Source organism: Pseudomonas sp. NPDC008258, assembly GCF_042956345.1.
In the GTDB taxonomy this organism is placed as follows: domain Bacteria; phylum Pseudomonadota; class Gammaproteobacteria; order Pseudomonadales; family Pseudomonadaceae; genus Aquipseudomonas.
This window is the reverse complement of sequence record NZ_JBIBGE010000014.1, coordinates 66,741-82,137: the sequence shown is the minus strand read 5'-3', so window position 1 is coordinate 82,137 and position 15,397 is coordinate 66,741. Positions and strand designations below refer to the sequence as shown.

16 protein-coding genes are annotated in these 15,397 nt (G+C 53.2%); 5 read left to right on the top strand and 11 right to left on the bottom strand.

Going from position 1 to position 15,397, the window contains the following annotated elements:
• The first annotated feature begins 47 nt into the window (after window positions 1–47).
• From ACFY9W_RS13580 to ACFY9W_RS13560, 5 genes are all read left to right on the top strand, one after another.
• Window positions 48–1,289, top strand: coding sequence for an integrase arm-type DNA-binding domain-containing protein (locus ACFY9W_RS13580; RefSeq protein WP_391130984.1), 1,242 nt, complete (start codon window positions 48–50; stop codon window positions 1,287–1,289).
• A complete protein-coding gene (locus ACFY9W_RS13575) occupies window positions 1,286–1,888 on the top strand; it encodes a hypothetical protein (RefSeq protein WP_391130981.1) in 603 nt (200 codons plus the stop codon). The genes ACFY9W_RS13580 and ACFY9W_RS13575 overlap by 4 nt, the downstream gene beginning before the upstream one ends.
• A 98-nt stretch (window positions 1,889–1,986) precedes the next feature.
• Entirely contained in the window at window positions 1,987–2,184 is a 198-nt protein-coding gene (locus tag ACFY9W_RS13570) for an AlpA family phage regulatory protein (RefSeq protein ID WP_391130978.1), read from the top strand.
• Window positions 2,181–3,728 (top strand): replication endonuclease, encoded by a 1,548-nt coding sequence (locus ACFY9W_RS13565; protein WP_391130975.1) that lies wholly within the window; start codon window positions 2,181–2,183, stop codon window positions 3,726–3,728. Before ACFY9W_RS13570 ends, ACFY9W_RS13565 begins: the two co-directional genes overlap by 4 nt.
• Before the next feature lie 103 nt (window positions 3,729–3,831).
• Window positions 3,832–4,122: a hypothetical protein gene (locus ACFY9W_RS13560; RefSeq protein WP_391130972.1), complete on the top strand. Its 291-nt coding sequence runs from the start codon at window positions 3,832–3,834 to the stop codon at window positions 4,120–4,122.
• On the opposite strand, the gene mobV is transcribed toward ACFY9W_RS13560, so the two are convergent.
• From mobV to ACFY9W_RS13505, 11 genes are all read right to left on the bottom strand, one after another.
• Complete coding sequence (gene mobV / locus ACFY9W_RS13555) at window positions 4,096–5,091, bottom strand: MobV family relaxase (protein ID WP_391130970.1); 996 nt, start codon at window positions 5,089–5,091, stop codon at window positions 4,096–4,098. The two genes, ACFY9W_RS13560 and mobV, sit on opposite strands and share 27 nt — an antisense overlap.
• Window positions 5,092–5,094: 3 nt before the next feature.
• Entirely contained in the window at window positions 5,095–5,472 is a 378-nt protein-coding gene (locus tag ACFY9W_RS13550; protein WP_391130967.1) for a hypothetical protein, read from the bottom strand.
• Window positions 5,473–5,898: 426 nt separating this feature from the next.
• A complete protein-coding gene (locus tag ACFY9W_RS13545) occupies window positions 5,899–7,260 on the bottom strand; it encodes an AAA family ATPase (RefSeq protein ID WP_391130964.1) in 1,362 nt (453 codons plus the stop codon).
• Window positions 7,260–8,216 carry a reverse transcriptase domain-containing protein gene (locus ACFY9W_RS13540; protein ID WP_391130961.1) on the bottom strand — a complete coding sequence of 319 codons (957 nt, stop codon included), beginning with the start codon at window positions 8,214–8,216 and terminating at the stop codon, window positions 7,260–7,262. The genes ACFY9W_RS13545 and ACFY9W_RS13540 overlap by 1 nt, the downstream gene beginning before the upstream one ends.
• A gap of 1,098 nt (window positions 8,217–9,314) precedes the next feature.
• Entirely contained in the window at window positions 9,315–10,016 is a 702-nt protein-coding gene (locus ACFY9W_RS13535) for a S24 family peptidase (protein ID WP_391130958.1), read from the bottom strand.
• Between the two features lie 184 nt (window positions 10,017–10,200).
• Window positions 10,201–10,728, bottom strand: a complete 528-nt coding sequence (gene ppa, locus ACFY9W_RS13530) for an inorganic diphosphatase (RefSeq protein WP_003255365.1) — start codon at window positions 10,726–10,728, stop codon at window positions 10,201–10,203.
• 93 nt (window positions 10,729–10,821) lie between these two features.
• A complete protein-coding gene (locus ACFY9W_RS13525) occupies window positions 10,822–11,637 on the bottom strand; it encodes a zinc-dependent peptidase (RefSeq protein WP_391130956.1) in 816 nt (271 codons plus the stop codon).
• Window positions 11,638–11,647: 10 nt separating this feature from the next.
• Window positions 11,648–12,295 (bottom strand): DedA family protein, encoded by a 648-nt coding sequence (locus ACFY9W_RS13520; protein ID WP_019472362.1) that lies wholly within the window; start codon window positions 12,293–12,295, stop codon window positions 11,648–11,650.
• A 270-nt stretch (window positions 12,296–12,565) separates the two neighbouring features.
• Window positions 12,566–13,024 carry a GNAT family N-acetyltransferase gene (locus ACFY9W_RS13515; RefSeq protein ID WP_391130952.1) on the bottom strand — a complete coding sequence of 153 codons (459 nt, stop codon included), beginning with the start codon at window positions 13,022–13,024 and terminating at the stop codon, window positions 12,566–12,568.
• 108 nt (window positions 13,025–13,132) lie between these two features.
• On the bottom strand, window positions 13,133–13,951 hold the full coding sequence (eutC, locus tag ACFY9W_RS13510) for an ethanolamine ammonia-lyase subunit EutC (RefSeq protein ID WP_391130949.1): 819 nt from the start codon (window positions 13,949–13,951) through the stop codon (window positions 13,133–13,135).
• Window positions 13,952–13,959: 8 nt separating this feature from the next.
• Entirely contained in the window at window positions 13,960–15,354 is a 1,395-nt protein-coding gene (locus ACFY9W_RS13505) for an ethanolamine ammonia-lyase subunit EutB (RefSeq protein WP_391130947.1), read from the bottom strand.
• Window positions 15,355–15,397: the final 43 nt, after the last annotated feature.

The window sequence follows — 15,397 nt, the reverse complement described above, 5'->3', positions numbered from 1 at the left end:
GAGTGAATGCAGCGATTTAGTGTGGGTCAGGGTGTGGGTGTGATGTGATGTCAAAATTGACAGCAGCAGGCGTCAAGAGCTTAGCGAAACTGGCAGTGCCCGGAATGACCAACGACGGGAGGGGGCTTTATCTCCAAATTAGTAAAACGGGCGGAGTGAGCTGGATTTTCCGCTACAAGGTGGAAGGGAAATCTAGGTATATGGGCATCGGCCCGTATCCAGCTGTTTCCCTAGCTCAAGCCAGGGAGGCAATTGACGCCCCCCGTCGGCATCTTGCCCAGGGAGTTGACCCACTAGAAGCGCGAGCATACGAAGAGGAGTCTCGCAGAAAAGCCATTAGCGCCGAGCAGGCGCGGGCGGTTACGTTCACGAGTGCAGCGCGGCGTTATCGAGAAATGCATGGTGGGGCTTGGTCTGAAAAGTGGTATCTGGGGTGGTGGCGGAAGCTTGAACTATATGCATTTCCCATCGTAGGAGATCTACCAGTTGCAGCTGTAGATACCGGTACTGTGCTTAAAATTCTTACTCCTATTTGGTCTACTAAAACGCGTACAGCAGATGAAGTGCGTGGCCAGATCGAAAATGTGCTCGATGCTGCTAAAGCCCTGGGCTGGCGGCAAGGAGAGAACCCAGCAAGGTGGCGGGGACATCTCATTAACCTGCTCGACAATAAAGAGAAAAAAAAGGCAAGGAAGCGGGAGCATCACTCTGCGATGAGCTGGAGTCAAGTGCCCGCTTTGATGTGTAAACTTTCCGAGATTAAATCGCGTGATGCATATGCAGCTCGCTTACTTATTCTAACCGGGGCAAGAAGCCAAATGGTACGTTTGGCTACTTGGGATGAGTTTGATTTAGAGTCGAAAGTTTGGTCGTTGACTGCCGAAAGAATGAAAATGAAAGTGGCTTTCAAGATTCCTCTTGCAGATGAAGTTGTAGGTTTTTTGAAAGATTTAAGAGCAGGGGCTACATCAGGTTTTCTTTTTCCTGGACGAGGCGCTAGCGGTGCGATGCACGCAAATGCTATTAGGAATCTACTACATGGTCTGGGGCATGTTGAGATTACCAGGCATGGTTTCCGAAGCACTTTTAGGGATTGGGCCGCTGAGTGCACAGATTTTTCGCGAGAAGTATGCGAGATGGCCTTGGCGCACGATGAGCGCGATCAAACAGAGAGTGCTTACTCTCGAACCGACTTTTTTGATAAGCGCCGCATTCTGATGAGTGAGTGGGCGAGTTTCGCTACCAATATGGTTGTCGCTAAAGTCTCTGTAATAGGAAGTGGTACATGAAAGGCTCGGGTACTCCAACTTATAAAGCCATTGGTAAGGCAATTCTCAATCTTCACGACGAAATTGCAATGGAAGTTGGCGGGTCAGCTGATCCACTTGGTTTTCCAAGGATGAAAGACATAGCCGAAACGATCTGTCTTCTGGTCGAAGATGAGGAATTAAGGGTGACGGCGTTGGGAGGGTTCATTGAAGGGATAGCTAAACTTGAGGAGGTTGCTGACGAAAATCCTGAATGCCGGCGGGGGATCGCCATTGGTGCCCAAACTCTATTGAACTCGATGTGGGACGTCGCTATGTATGTTGCGAGCCATCGAATGGAGTCTGAGCTAAAAAGAATGGCCCCACTTTTCAGTCAAAATGAAAAGAAAGACGTCGTCATGAATTTTGCGAAAGAAACAGCTCGTAAATTTTGGGCTCATGATACCCACCAGTTGCTTCGCAGTAGCACCATGGCTGATTTAGTTTATAGGTACTTGGTGGAGATGGGTTTGACTGATTATTTACCTGGGTCGCATGAACGTCTCAAAGAATGGATAAAATCAGAAGCTCCAGGTTACGCCACGGCAGGAGGACGGCCAAGGAAACCCCCCAAAGCGTAACGGTAATGGGTATTTTCGATACGGCCAGGGCTTTTACGTTGTCAATTTATCTCTAATGTTCACGGTCATTCATCTTTGCGTCGCAAGAAGCCTGGAGTATGACTGTGAATCGTCGTGTTATGCGTTTGCCAGAAGTTATCAATGCCACCGGCTACAAGCGTTCGGCTATCTACCAACTGATGCGAGAAGGGAAATTTCCAAAGTCAAAGTCTCTTGGCGTTCGTGCAGTGGGCTGGTGTTCTGAGGACGTCCAGACTTGGGTGGACGCGCGTCTCGATGCCGGTGTCCAAGCGTGAGGAACTTTTCCACCCCTACATTGGCCGGAATTCTTACTCCCAGTGATGTTTTTGAAGATCTTTTTCCAACTAGGCCGCAAATTGGTTTTTATTTCGATACCGAATGTGAATATGGCCAATTCGAGGGTTGGGACGATGACATACTATTCTCGATCCTTCCAAGTCTTGAGTCGCCTCTCGATCAAATCGCTGCATATGATGAAGTTGGCCTGACAGAATTGGCTCGAGTTATCGCCTCTAGTCATGAGCAATACCTCAAAGTTGCTAGCCATTCTGACCAGGTTGTTCATTTACGTTCAACTCATGCATTTAATATTTCGTTGCGCATCACGAAGCGCTCAACCCACAGTGGCCTAATCGGCAGGATCAGTGACGCCAGATGGTGGCGCCGACAGATAAATCGGATTGCAGATCAAAGAAGAGAGCATCTGGCGCAGACCAGGCGTCAGCTGGGTCGAGCAGCTAGCGAGCAATGCTGTAGCGCCGCCACTCTGGCGATAATGAAAGCAAGAAAAGCTAAAACAGATGCGTACTTGAGCCGGGCTTATAAAGCTGTCAGCAGTACCCTTGAGCATAACAATCCTATAGTGTTTTCACTATTAGAGGTGGCCCGGGCCCAGCAAGCCAATAGGATTAATGAGCTGTATTTGGATATTAAGGCCATGGAAAAAATTGCTGAAAGCAGGGGGTGGTGCTGGATGTTTCTTACTCTTACTGCTCCAAGTCAATATCACTCGAATCCGGCAATTGGAAAAAATAGCTATAATCCTGGCCTAAGTCCTCGTGATGCTAATGGTTTTATTGGGAAAGACTGGAAGGCAATCAGAGGTGCGTTAAAAGAGCAAGGATTCAAGCCCTCTGATAGTTATTATGGGTTCAGGGTTACAGAAGTGCATGAGGACGGTTGCCCGCACTGGCACATCCTCGTTTTTCATGAACCTAAGATCGCTGAAGTGGTCGAGAAGACTATGGAGCGTTTATATAGGGGCAGGCCTGGTTCATATTTTCAGAAGAATAAAGAGAAAATAATTCGTATCGGATTGCCTAAAGATGATGCCTGCGCGGCAAGCGCCGCGACTTATATATTCAACTATCTTTCTTTCGCCCTGTCAGGGGGTGGTGATGGCACTTCATCATCGAGCACGGCTTACAAGTACCAGTGCGCCATCAAGGCCATGGGTGCAAGGCAATATCAAGTATTCGGGATCAGAGGCTCTCATGGAAAGTTGCGGGCCCTAGCAAAGGTGAGGCGGCTGCCAGGTTGTCCTCCTAATATCCTTCAGCTGGCTAACCGTCTGCACGTTGACCAAGGAGTGGAAGGTCGCAACGAAATTCAGCTGAAAGCGAGAATGGACTTTTTTATCAGTGAGGCTGGAAAAATTGAGTTCATTAAAGAGGCCAGCCTGAACGCATTCGGTGAGACCGTAGACAGAATCATTGGTCTGAAGCACCAGGATGATGAATCTGGGGTGATTATCTCTGGTTTTTGCGAGGACCTTGATGAAGGGGTAGCCATGAAAATTTCGGGGCGAGCTTCTTCGTGAAAGAACGCAATTATTGTTAATTGTTCAAGAGGGGTAGAAGCAGATCTATCCTGCATGTTCCAAACCCTGGTAACAATGGCCTGTAGAGATTCTAGGAATAGTTATGTCAACTGAATTTGTAAAAAAGCTTTCTGAGGTAAAAGCATTCATTGCCGAAGGAGGCAATGCATCTCAATGGTTCGCGCGAGCTTACGCCTCTTGGTATTGGGTTACTGACTTCTGGGAGGTTAACTTAAACGGGTATGAACACCTGGATGCGACCAACAGAGAGCTATTCACAGAGATGCTGAATTTGCGCAAGTTAGATGGCTGGGCAGATTCGGCACTGTACGAAGTGGCGCTCTTCGCGGTTGAGAGGTGGAATTTGCTACCACCCGGGAGGGATGGGGCTTAAATCTGGTTGCGTCATCGGCCTTGCAGGCGGGGTTTGATTATTTACTGCAATATGCTTGTCGATAATTCGCTGCAACGAATCCGCCCTTGCTTTTTCGGCTGCTAGTCGTGAACCAAGGGCGGCAACGTCTTGCTGGCTTTTGTTCAACTGGAGTTCTCGCTCGTTAACCTCATCAGTCCATTGCTTAAGCTTCAGCTCAGCACGGTATATTTCCCCTTCTCGTCTATCCACGGCTTTCTCACGCGAGCTACGAGATTTCCGCTTGCGACGTTCCATTGATACTCCCAGAGCGTTAGCGCTTGCGAGTGACTCTGCATGTATCCAGCCTTCTGTTTCCCGGCCTAGAGCCTTTGCGGCGTAGTCTAGCGCTGTGAGCTTCGGCGCTTCGCCAGTGGTTGCAAGTAGTCGATAGAACGAAGCCACTTCATCATGTTTTGCTTTCGATCCCTTAACACCACGCGAAAGCCCTCGAGTGGCACCACAGCGCGAGTGAAAACTATCCTGCAGTTGTCGCATGAGTTTTGGCCCTCCCAGATAATCCCTAGCGCTCAGCCGGCCATCCGTGGTCAGAGGTACCACATAGGCCACCAAGTGTGGTGTGGACTCATCCAGGTGTACGACTGCACTTAGTACGTTAGCTGCTCCATGGCGGTCGCGGAGCCAAGATAATGCATCTCGAAAATATCCATTCCCCAAATCGTCAAGCCGACCACCATGGCGCTTAAAAGCTTCAGGGGATGCTGTAATCATATATTCGATTCCAAGTACCGCATCAATTCGACGCTTTTCAGGAAGTAGATTCTTGAATGCGTTGACCAGCTGAGCTGTATTTTTTGCACCAATCACTTTGTTCTGATTAAGCATGCCAGGAGCAGCATTAGGTGTTAGTTGCTCTCTAAATGTATGGCGTGCAGATCGAGCAATTGCGCCAAAGTTTTTTAGTTTTTTTGTGCGAATAATTGAGTACATGTATCACCCCAGCGTCGGGTGGCTGTCGTAGGTGAGTCTTAGGTTTTCTTTCATAAAACTGGGGTTTTGTGGTTGGCGTAAGATGTTAAGTAATAGCTTGATCGTCATCATGATTAAATCAAAAAGCGATGCGTCTACTCTAAAGAACTCGCCATCAGGGGTGTCTAGCTTTTCGGCCATCCCCCACTCTTCTATTTCGTACATGGCTTCCCAGACATTCTCGGGTATGCTTTTGCGTGGGACGCAATAATTTTCACCGCTGCGGCTCAAGCAGGGTGCCCATTTGATAACTTCATGGATTTCTGATTTTAAACTTAATGCTGTGAATTCATTGCCAGCGTGTAACCACATTGCGCGGTTATCTGAGCTCAAGTCTTTCATGGTGGAAGGCCCCGTCGCTTATTGTTGTTATCAACATTATGCAAATGGAGCATGAGGTGTTGCAATAATATAAATCGGATGTGTAACCCACTACGCTTCCGTTCCGGAAGGTGGGCCAGCGTGCCGCTGGACTGCGCGTCGCTTCGCTCCTTAAAGGCAAAAGCCCAGGGATCGCCCTGGATGCTCGGGGGTAGGGAGGAAAGCTCTCCCCACCCCCTTGCATAGTATGCGATTAGCAAACTGCCTCAAGGGTTCGCTGCGCCACGATCCTCACCCGTTCCTGCTCGCTTCACTGCGCGGGCTGCGGCTTCCGGTCGTGCCCTTGACCCTTTTGAGATTGGTGAACTGATGGAGAATGTTCTCCGTTTGCGGACTTTACGAGTAGCTTTCCGATTTGGTAAGAGTCACTTAAGGCGAGTATACCCACTAACCGCCATCAGGTTGAGAGGCAGGCATATTCAAAAAGTCTTCAAGAACTCTACAAACTTCCTTAGTCATCTCGGGATATTTTTCATTTAGATACGAGTACAGGTCTTCGTAAGAGATTCTGAATTGTCTTTTTATCGCCTTGATAAATTTTTTTTCAGGTTTATCTCCGCGCAACGGCTCTATCAAAGGTTCAGGAAGAATAAAGTCACCATTCTGGTAGTCTTCATATATCTTTTTTTCGATGCTCAAAAATGGAATACAGTATGTGTTGTTCTTTCTACCGTTGCGAGTGCCTGCATAATCCCCATCAAGAATAGCAAGGACGTTTTCTTGCGGGCCAAAAAAGCCTTCACGAATATTTTTCTGCAGCAACTGTGCCACGTTGTCTCCACCACCAACAGGGATAATCTGGTAGGTGTAGAAGCTTGGAATTTTATGGGTAATTATTAGGAATTTGAAAAAGTTCTCTAGTGCAGGGTCTTCGGTGAGGATATAGCGATCCCAGCCATCAAATCCAAAGAGAATTGATTTTACGTAATTATATGAAACCGGCTGTGTCGTTATCGTGCCATCTTCGCAGCTCATGTAGTGCAGCTCGCCATCGTCCATCGTTCGCATTATAGCCATCGAATGCGTGGTAAATACGATACTGACGTTTTCTGTTCTGCAAAATCTTCTAAGCCATTCAATTAAACGACTCTGGGCTGCGGCGTCTAGGGATATATCGATTTCATCAATAACTATAAGTTTTGAACTGCCTTTTATTTTTCTGTAAAGAGATATCAGAAAGAATTCGCCTGAGCTTAAATGATCTTCTCTAACATATCTGTCATCTTTCAAGGGCATGATGTAAAACGGTGTTCTACCTACCCGTACTTCTTTGAGTTCTGAGAACTTATCGTTGCCGTAGACATCTGCAAGTAGCTGTATTAACTCTTCTGGAATATGGTATTCCGATAGCATTACAGCAGTTCGTATATCGTTGTCCGCAGAACTAATGCTTTGGAAGGCATTAAATCTTTGGCCCCATGGTATAGGGAGTTCAACCTCAATCTGTTTTTTCAATTCTAGAGGGAATACATCCTTGCTGTTTAGGTCTTCAAGGTCGCTGTCGTATTCGAAATTATAAATCGCGCCATCGCACGTGTAGGTTATTTTGCTTCCAGGTTTAATGGTTCCAGCCTGTGCCATTTTAGAAAAAGTATCAGAATTTTTTAGATTTCTGATCGACTTTATAAGCGTGGTCTTACCTATGCCATTTTTCCCAACAATGCAAGTTAACCCATTTCTATTAAGGTCTAAGTTAACGTGGAGTTTGGCTATGTGCTGGACATTGCTAACTTCGATATACAGTTGCATTACGAAGTCACCGAAATATGTATGATTTTGTCAACCGCTGTGGCGCCGTATTTCTTCCTGAGCTTATCCAGAAAGCTTGGATCCACGGTATTTATGTAATTCAGTTGCCCAGAAAACTTCTTCAATGCTTTTTCTAGATCATTTTCCTTAAGGAAGGATGAAAACATCCTTTTGTCTTTCAGAAGTAAATGCATAGCTGTTTCGGATCGTTTTTTGAATTTTCCATCAACAGATACCTTGCCGTTGGGCAAAATCGCAATGCCTAGAATTTTTATTTTTTCGCCAGGGCGGGTTAGCTTAGTTTTATGAGGGTTGAGCTTAATGGTTTCGCTGAGCTCTTTGTTTAAAATCTCAGTGACCTTGGCGCTCAAGGTGTTCATCCAGACTTCATTGTTGCCGGATACGATTATGTCGTCAGCATACCTAGTATAAGTAAGCGAATGCTCGTTGCACCAAGCCAATAACTTTTTGTCGAAATTGAATAAACATGCGTTGCTTATTGCTGGCGAGGTCGGGTATCCAGGAGGGAGTGCTTCGTCAATTGTTACCAATTCCAGTATTCTATCTATCCAAACCTCAATGTCAGCTATAGGGCATGCTTCAAGTGAGGAGAGAATGGTCTTCTTTATTATTTTACTGGTTATGTTTCCAAAGAAATTTTCTATGTCGGACTGGAAGAAAAATTTGTTGCATGCATGTTTCTCTACTGCGTCGACTACATTGAATCCTTTTCGGTAAGAGTAGACAACATCATTCTCGATAGGGAGTCGATCAAACAGTATGCGACTTAGGAAGCTCAAATAGAGCTTGAGGGTTTTTCCAGGGCTGAATACAGTTCGGCCTTCAAAGTCTATTTTTGAATATGCTTTGCTTACATCCAGGTTCAAGAACTCTGAAAAATCCAGATTTCCTCGAAATGTTGCATAAAACAACTGGTCTAAAGGTCGTTTATTCATGGCTAAACTGCTCAATCTGCCAAATTAAATCAGGAACTATTTCGTTTCTGAAATTTGTATAAACGATCATGATAGTCGATTCAGGATAGGTTTTCGACATCCTCCAGATTTTCGTAGGAAGGAGAAGAGAGCAGAATACCTAGGGGGGAAGTGGTACTTTAGTCTTGAGGGTTGCTTTGCCGTTTGGCAGCAGACTGCATAAGTAAATTTCGGCGTTTGGAGCAGGTGCTTGGCGTTACAGGATGGGGGATGAGGTGGTATCGGATGAAGCAGGAGAGGGGAGGTAAAGGCTGGAGGTTGTGATCTCCTTACTATCTGTGTAGGCCTGTGCTGTTTCCAGCATAAGCCTACACAAACGTAAGACGGAGACTAGACACCTGTAGAGGCCAGTATTCCAAACCGACTGGAGATACTCCTAGTCACTGGCATGACCTGATCATAAGCGATGCCTTACCTACAATCAAGTCAGTAGGATAGGGGATTGCCTGGTAAGCCGTCCGTAACCAAGGGCATGAATCAACCGGGGAGCAGCCACGACCTGATTCGCAGATGCAAGCGCATAGCCGGCTACACCTACCCTGATGGCTCAAGGCCGGCTCTCGTATCTGTCAATCGGCTTCGGTTGTAGCCGGGGAGGCGGGGGGCAGCTACCGCAGCTAACTTTCATGAGGCACCGGCTAGCCCTCCGCCCCCTTGGGAGCGGAGGAAAGCGCGAGCGGAATGGGATAATGAATTCTAAACCGTCGCAGAAAGCCGCATATCCGATCTAGCAGAAAATCGATTGAAGACCCAAAGCCATGTGTGGGTCAAGGTGTGGGTCAGATCTAAGGCTTTGGCCTAAAAACTAGCTTTTTCTGGGCTGATTGGAAATAAAAAGCCGGCTTGTGGCCGGCTTCTCGGGGACGCTTCCGACTAATTTATGGTAAGCCGCAATCGCCTTAACTGTGTGGCCATCAAGGGCCTGAAAGAGATGGCAGACACCCGTGTGGGATATCGCCGAGCCCTCTGGACTGCGGCTCGCGCCGGTCGGGGCTGAATGTGCGGCGTAGCATACAAGGGCACGCGCCGGATGCCCAGCAAAAAATGGCACAGGTTGTTTCAGCCGGGCCGCTGCTGGCGGAAATGTGACCAGTGGAATATCCAGCCGAGAATCTCCAGGCCCTGCGCATGGCGCTGGGCAGGGGTGTAGCGTTCGACTGCGTAGTTGTAGCGGTCATGGCTGTGCAGGTACAGCGTGTTCTGTGGGCCGATGCTGAGGTTGTTGACCCTGAGCACACCGTTGTGCAGCAGGGCATAGGTTTCACCTTGCACCACCCGTTTCATGCTCAGGTCGATGGCCAGGGTGGCCTGCTGCGCAATCAACGGCAGCATGTTGCTGTCGGGCATGGCCATGCAGATCGCGTTGTCCGTATGCACGCCCAACCTTCTCAGGGCTTTTTCGGGCAGGCGCAGGTGCTTGTTTGCCACCGGCGCAAGCAGGCCGTTGCGCAGTTCGTAAAAGGGTACTTTCAGCTCCCGGGCACGGTGCGCCCACAGTGGGCTGGGCGGGTTGGCGGGGGCTGGCCGAGGCGGGCAGTTGCGCTGGATAGCGCTTGGGTGTTTGGGCCCTTCACCCGTGCGCAGCCAGCGTCGATGCACACAGAACAGGTCGGCCAGTTCGTCCAGGCGGGCCAGGGGAACGCCGCGGTTGAACCAGTTGTTGACGTGCTGCGGTGTAACGCTGCGCTGAGCAGCGAAATCGGAAGGGGTCAGGCCGCATTCGTGGAGAAGGGCTTTGAGGCGGTCGCCGGAAGTGTTCATGCCGCGAGTCTAGCGATGGGGTACCCGCAAGGAAATGAACCGCGTGTTGATGGTATTTGTAGGAACTGTGCCTGCTTGTAGGGCGTTGGTGTAGGACTGCGTAGGACTTTTTACCGATGACGGATTCCGACGCCGCTTTGGGCATAAAAAAACCCGCCGAAGCGGGTTCTTTTTTCAACCGGTATCAGCCCTTGTAGGCAGCAACCGATTTGGTGATCGCGGCACGGGCGGCGTCGGCGCCTTCCCAGCCTTCGATCTTGACCCACTTGCCCTTCTCGAGATCTTTGTAGTTGGCAAAGAAGTGCTCGATCTGCTGGATCAGCAGGGCTGGCAGGTCGGTGTATTCCTTCACGTCAACGTACAGCTGCGACAGCTTGTCGTGAGGAACAGCGATGACCTTGGCGTCGCCGCCGCCGTCGTCGGTCATGTTCAGCACGCCAACCGGACGGGCGCGGATAACCGAGCCTGGTGCTACCGGGTAAGGGGTAACGACCAGCACGTCCAGCGGGTCACCGTCGTCGGCCAGGGTGTTCGGGATGAAGCCGTAGTTGGCCGGGTAGAACATCGGGGTGGCCATGAAACGGTCGACGAACAGCGTGTCGCTGTCCTTGTCGATTTCGTATTTGATCGGCGCGTGGTTAGCCGGGATCTCGATGGCGACGTAGATGTCGTTCGGCAGGTCTTTGCCCGCCGGAATCTTGCTGTAGCTCATTGGGCAGTGCCCCCGTGTTTGACCAAAAAAGTGGCGGCGATTATAGGCATATTCTGCCGGGGCACGCCACGCCTGGCCTGATGTGCGGCCCCGTCAGGCGTGGCTTTCGCGGTATTCGGGGTGATCCGCTTGCAGTCGCAGCAGGCGCGCCAGCGGGTCCTGGCGGTAGAACAGCGACAATTGGTGGTAGACCTGTGGATAAGCCTGCTGGAGCAGGTCGGGGGCACTAAAGAAGTATTCGCTGGTGACGGCAAAGAACTCTGCCGGGTTTTCTGCGGCATACGGGTCGATGGCGGTTTCGGCGTCGGGGTCGTTGTCCAGCTGGCGGTTGAGGTTGTCGTACGCCTGCTGCATGGCCGTTGCCCATTCATCCACTGGCATGCCGCTGTGCAATGGCGGCAGGCCGTTGGCATCGCCATTGAGCATGTCGAGCTTGTGCGCCAGTTCATGGATGACCAGGTTGTAGGCCTCCCAGCCGCCACTGGCCAGCACGCCGTTCCAGGCCAGAATGATCGGGCCCTGTTGCCAGGCCTCGCCACTGTGCTCGCCGTCCCACACGTGCTCTACGCCGCTGGCGTCGCGGTGGCGTTGGGGGCTCTTGAAGTCGTCGGGGTACAGGATGATTTCGTGAAAGCCCTGGTACCAGTTCAACTCACCCAGGTGCAGCAGCGGCAACTGGGCCTGGGCGGCCAGCAACAGGCGCTGCTCGTCGTCCAGCTCGACCCCGGGCAGGCAGGTGAGGTGTTTGTCGAGCAGGAACAGGATGCAGGCTTCGCGCAGCCAGTGGTCTTCTTCGTCACTGATGCCGTCCAGCATCGGCAGGCGCTGGCGCACGGCCTGCCATTGCTGGGGGGCGATGGGGTAGCGCGCCAGGGTGCGCTTGCGCCGCCAGGCGCTGAAAGACCACATTTTCAGGTGTTCAGTGAGCCTTGGCCGCACGGCCCAGGCGGCCACGCAGCAGGCCGAGAATCATCGGCACCAGCGACAGCACGATGATGCCCACCACCATCAGCGACAGGTGCTGTTTGATGAAGGGGACGTTGCCGAAGAAGTAGCCCAAGGTCACCAGGCCACCGACCCACAGCAGCGAACCGGCAACACTGAAGCCGAGGAAGCGCGGGTAATGCATGTGCGCGATGCCGGCGACGAACGGTGCGAAGGTGCGCAGGATGGGCAGGAAGCGCGCCAGGGTCACGGTCTTGCCGCCATGGCGCTCATAGAATTCGTGCGTGCGCTGCAGGTAGTCGCGGCGGAAGATTTTCGAGTTGGGGTTGTTGAACAACCGCTCGCCGGCCGTTCGGCCGATCACGTAGTTGGTGCTGTCGCCCAGGATGGCGGCAGCCATCAACAGGCCAGCCAGCAGCACCGGGTCCATACCCCCGCCTGCGGCCACGGCGCCGGCGATGAACAGCAGCGAATCGCCCGGCAGGAAGGGCATGACCACCAGCCCGGTTTCACAGAAGATCACCGTGAACAGGATGGCGTAGATCCAGGGACCGTAATTGGTGACCAGCAGATCGAGATAGGCATCGAGATGCAGGATAAGGTCCAGCGGGTTGAAATCCATGTACAGCACCTGTGTTCTTGGGCGTAGGCTGGGTTACCTGGGGATGGGTAAATTTTCACACATGACAGGAGGGGCATTATACGGCTAAGTGAGGATCATGCCCGGGGAGTTTGTAGCGGGGGGTTACGGTGGGAGGCACAGATGGTTGTATTACCTGTACCGGCCACATCGCCGGCAAGCCAGCTCCCACAGGTTAATCACTGGCCTGAGGGTAGTGGTTAACCTGTGGGAGCTGGCTTGCCGGCGATGAGGCCGGTACAGGCAATAGAGTCAATCCAGGGAGATCGGCAGGATGTAGTTCTCGAACTCGGTATCCTTGCGAAAGCCGATGGATTCGTAGGTCTTGTGCGCTACATCGTTGTCTGCGCTGGTCGAAACCCGCATACGCACGGCGTTGGTCTCTTTGGCCATTTTTTTCGCTTCACGCATCAGGTGGTCAGCCACCAGCATGCGCCGCGAATCTTCGGCCACGTAGATATCGTTGAGTATCCACACCCGCTTCAGCGACAGTGACGAGTAGCTTGGGTACAACTGGCAGAAGCCCATCAGCTTGCTGTCGTCATCATCCGGTAGCGCCAGGTAAATCACCGATTCATCCCGTTTCAGGCGCTTTTCCAGAAAGCTGCGCGAGCTGTCGGGGTAGGGCAGTTGGCCGTAGAACTCACGGTATTTGACGAACATCGGCGTGAGCAGGTCGAGGTGTTCCAGGGTTGCCTTGATGATGCGCATGTGCGGCCCTCAGAGTCCATTTAGGGAAACAGCGAAATGCCTGCAGCGTTCAAGGGCATGCTGCCCAATGCGCTGCACAAGTGCAATCCGCCTTCCGTGACATGTTTTTTACCCTTTGCCGAGCAGGAAGTTACCTTTCTGGTGGGTGCTGTCTTCGCTCTCCAGGCTATGGACCTCGGCTTCGTCCTTCAAATTCACCCCGGAAAGCTGGCGTTTGCAGGCTTCGCGCATCAAGTACAGCAGGCGGTGCGCCGCCATGCCATAGCTCAAGCCCTCCAGGCGGATGTTGGAAATGCAGTTGCGGTAGGCATCGGTCAGGCCAACCTTCGGTGCGTAAGTGAAATACAGGCCAAGGCTGTCGGGCGAGCTCAGCCCCGGGCGCTCGCCAATCAGCATCACCGTCATCCGCGCGCCCAGCAGTTCACCGACCTCATCGGCCACCGCCACGCGGCCCTGCTGGACCAGCACCACCGGGGCGCTGCTCCAGCCGTCGGCGGCGGCCTGCTCCTCGAAACGGGCCAGGAATGGCAGGGTGTGGCGATGCACGGCCAGGGCCGACAGGCCATCGGCAACCACAATGGCCAGGTCGACGCCGCCGGGGTTGGCCTGCGCGTGCTGGCGCAAGGTGGCAATCGACGCTTCGCTCAGGCGCCGGCCCAGGTCCGGGCGCTGCAGGTACTGGTGGCGGTCACTGGCGGCGCTGTGCAGCACCAGGCTTTCGCGCCCTCGGTCACTCAGTTGCGTAGCCAGGCCGGCATGGTCGAAGGCCAGGTGCACGGCATCGCGGGCCTGGGCATGGGCGAACTGGAAGTCCAGCTGCGCCCCGGTCGGCAAGCTGGTGCCGGCGCGGCCCAGGGCGATACGCGCCGGGGTGAGCGTGCGCAGGGCCAGCCAAGGGTTGTCGGGGGTAGGCGTGCGATGGTCCATGGTCATCCCTATGCAAGCTGTGCCAAGGCCTGGCGGAAGGCAGTCGGCAGGTTGTCACCAAAGCGTACCCGGCCATCGGCCTGGGTGAAGATGCCGGTGCGGGCCAGCCACGCTTCAAATTCCGGCCCGGGCTTCAGGCCCAGGGTCTGGCGCGCGTACAGCGCGTCGTGGAACGAGGTGGTCTGGTAGTTGAGCATGATGTCGTCGGAACCAGGGATGCCCATGATGAAGTTGATCCCGGCCACACCCAGCAGGGTCAGCAGGGTGTCCATGTCGTCCTGGTCGGCTTCGGCGTGGTTGGTGTAGCAGATGTCGCAGCCCATCGGCACGCCCAGCAACTTGCCGCAGAAGTGGTCTTCCAGGCCGGCGCGGATGATCTGCTTGCCGTTGTACAGGTATTCCGGGCCGATGAAACCGACCACGGTATTGACCAGAAACGGCTTGAAATGACGGGCCACTGCGTAGGCGCGGGTTTCGCAGGTTTGCTGGTCGACGCCATGGTGGGCATTGGCCGACAGCGCGCTGCCCTGGCCGGTTTCGAAGTACATCAGGTTTTGCCCCAGGGTGCCGCGCTTCAGCGACAGGCCCGCTTCGTAACCTTCCTGCAATACGTTGAGGTTGATACCGAACCCGGCATTGGCCGCCTCGGTGCCGGCAATGGACTGGAATACCAGGTCCAGCGGTACACCCCGGTTGATTGCCTCGATCGAAGTGGTGACATGGGTCAGCACGCAGGCCTGGGTGGGGATGTCGTAACGCTGGATGATGGCGTCGAGCATTTCCAGCAGGGTGCAGATCGAGGCGATGCTGTCGGTGGCCGGGTTGATGCCGATCATGGCGTCGCCGTTACCGTACAGCAGGCCGTCGAGAATGCTGGCGGCAATGCCGGCCGGCTCGTCGGTCGGGTGGTTGGGTTGCAGCCGGGTGGACAAGCGCCCGCGCAGGCCCATGGTGCCGCGGAACTGGGTGACTACGCGGATTTTCTGCGCCACCAGCACCAGGTCCTGCACGCGCATGATCTTCGAAACGGCTGCGGCCATTTCCGGTGTCAGCCCAGGCGCCAAGGCACGCAAGGTGTCTTCATTGGCCTCTTCGCTCAGCAGCCAGTCGCGCAGGCCGCCCACGGTCAGGTGGCTGACCGGGGCAAAGGCCTGGGCATCGTGGGTGTCGATGATCAGGCGGGTGACTTCATCGGCCTCGTAAGGGATAAGCGCTTCATTCAGAAAGTGCGTCAGCGGGATATTGGCCAGCGCCATCTGCGCGGCGACGCGCTCACCGTCGTTGCTGGCGGCGACGCCTGCCAGGCAGTCCCCCGAACGTGCCGGGCTGGCCTTGGCCATTACGTCCTTGAGGCTGTCGAAGCGGTAGACCAGGTGGCCGACCGTGTGTACGAAACTTGCCATACAGAATCTCCAGAGCCGCGGGTTGCCCCGCGGCGGGTGGCGG

Coding starts and splice junctions, on each gene's coding strand:
- ACFY9W_RS13580 (WP_391130984.1), top strand. CDS start 48: ATGTCAAAATTGACAGCAGCAGGCGTCAAGAGCTTAGCGAAACTGGCA.
- ACFY9W_RS13575 (WP_391130981.1), top strand. CDS start 1,286: ATGAAAGGCTCGGGTACTCCAACTTATAAAGCCATTGGTAAGGCAATT.
- ACFY9W_RS13570 (WP_391130978.1), top strand. CDS start 1,987: ATGACTGTGAATCGTCGTGTTATGCGTTTGCCAGAAGTTATCAATGCC.
- ACFY9W_RS13560 (WP_391130972.1), top strand. CDS start 3,832: ATGTCAACTGAATTTGTAAAAAAGCTTTCTGAGGTAAAAGCATTCATT.
- mobV (WP_391130970.1), bottom strand. CDS start 5,091: ATGTACTCAATTATTCGCACAAAAAAACTAAAAAACTTTGGCGCAATT.
- ACFY9W_RS13550 (WP_391130967.1), bottom strand. CDS start 5,472: ATGAAAGACTTGAGCTCAGATAACCGCGCAATGTGGTTACACGCTGGC.
- ACFY9W_RS13545 (WP_391130964.1), bottom strand. CDS start 7,260: ATGCAACTGTATATCGAAGTTAGCAATGTCCAGCACATAGCCAAACTC.
- ACFY9W_RS13540 (WP_391130961.1), bottom strand. CDS start 8,216: ATGAATAAACGACCTTTAGACCAGTTGTTTTATGCAACATTTCGAGGA.
- ACFY9W_RS13535 (WP_391130958.1), bottom strand. CDS start 10,016: ATGAACACTTCCGGCGACCGCCTCAAAGCCCTTCTCCACGAATGCGGC.
- ppa (WP_003255365.1), bottom strand. CDS start 10,728: ATGAGCTACAGCAAGATTCCGGCGGGCAAAGACCTGCCGAACGACATC.
- ACFY9W_RS13525 (WP_391130956.1), bottom strand. CDS start 11,637: ATGTGGTCTTTCAGCGCCTGGCGGCGCAAGCGCACCCTGGCGCGCTAC.
- ACFY9W_RS13520 (WP_019472362.1), bottom strand. CDS start 12,295: ATGGATTTCAACCCGCTGGACCTTATCCTGCATCTCGATGCCTATCTC.
- ACFY9W_RS13515 (WP_391130952.1), bottom strand. CDS start 13,024: ATGCGCATCATCAAGGCAACCCTGGAACACCTCGACCTGCTCACGCCG.
- eutC (WP_391130949.1), bottom strand. CDS start 13,951: ATGGACCATCGCACGCCTACCCCCGACAACCCTTGGCTGGCCCTGCGC.
- ACFY9W_RS13505 (WP_391130947.1), bottom strand. CDS start 15,354: ATGGCAAGTTTCGTACACACGGTCGGCCACCTGGTCTACCGCTTCGAC.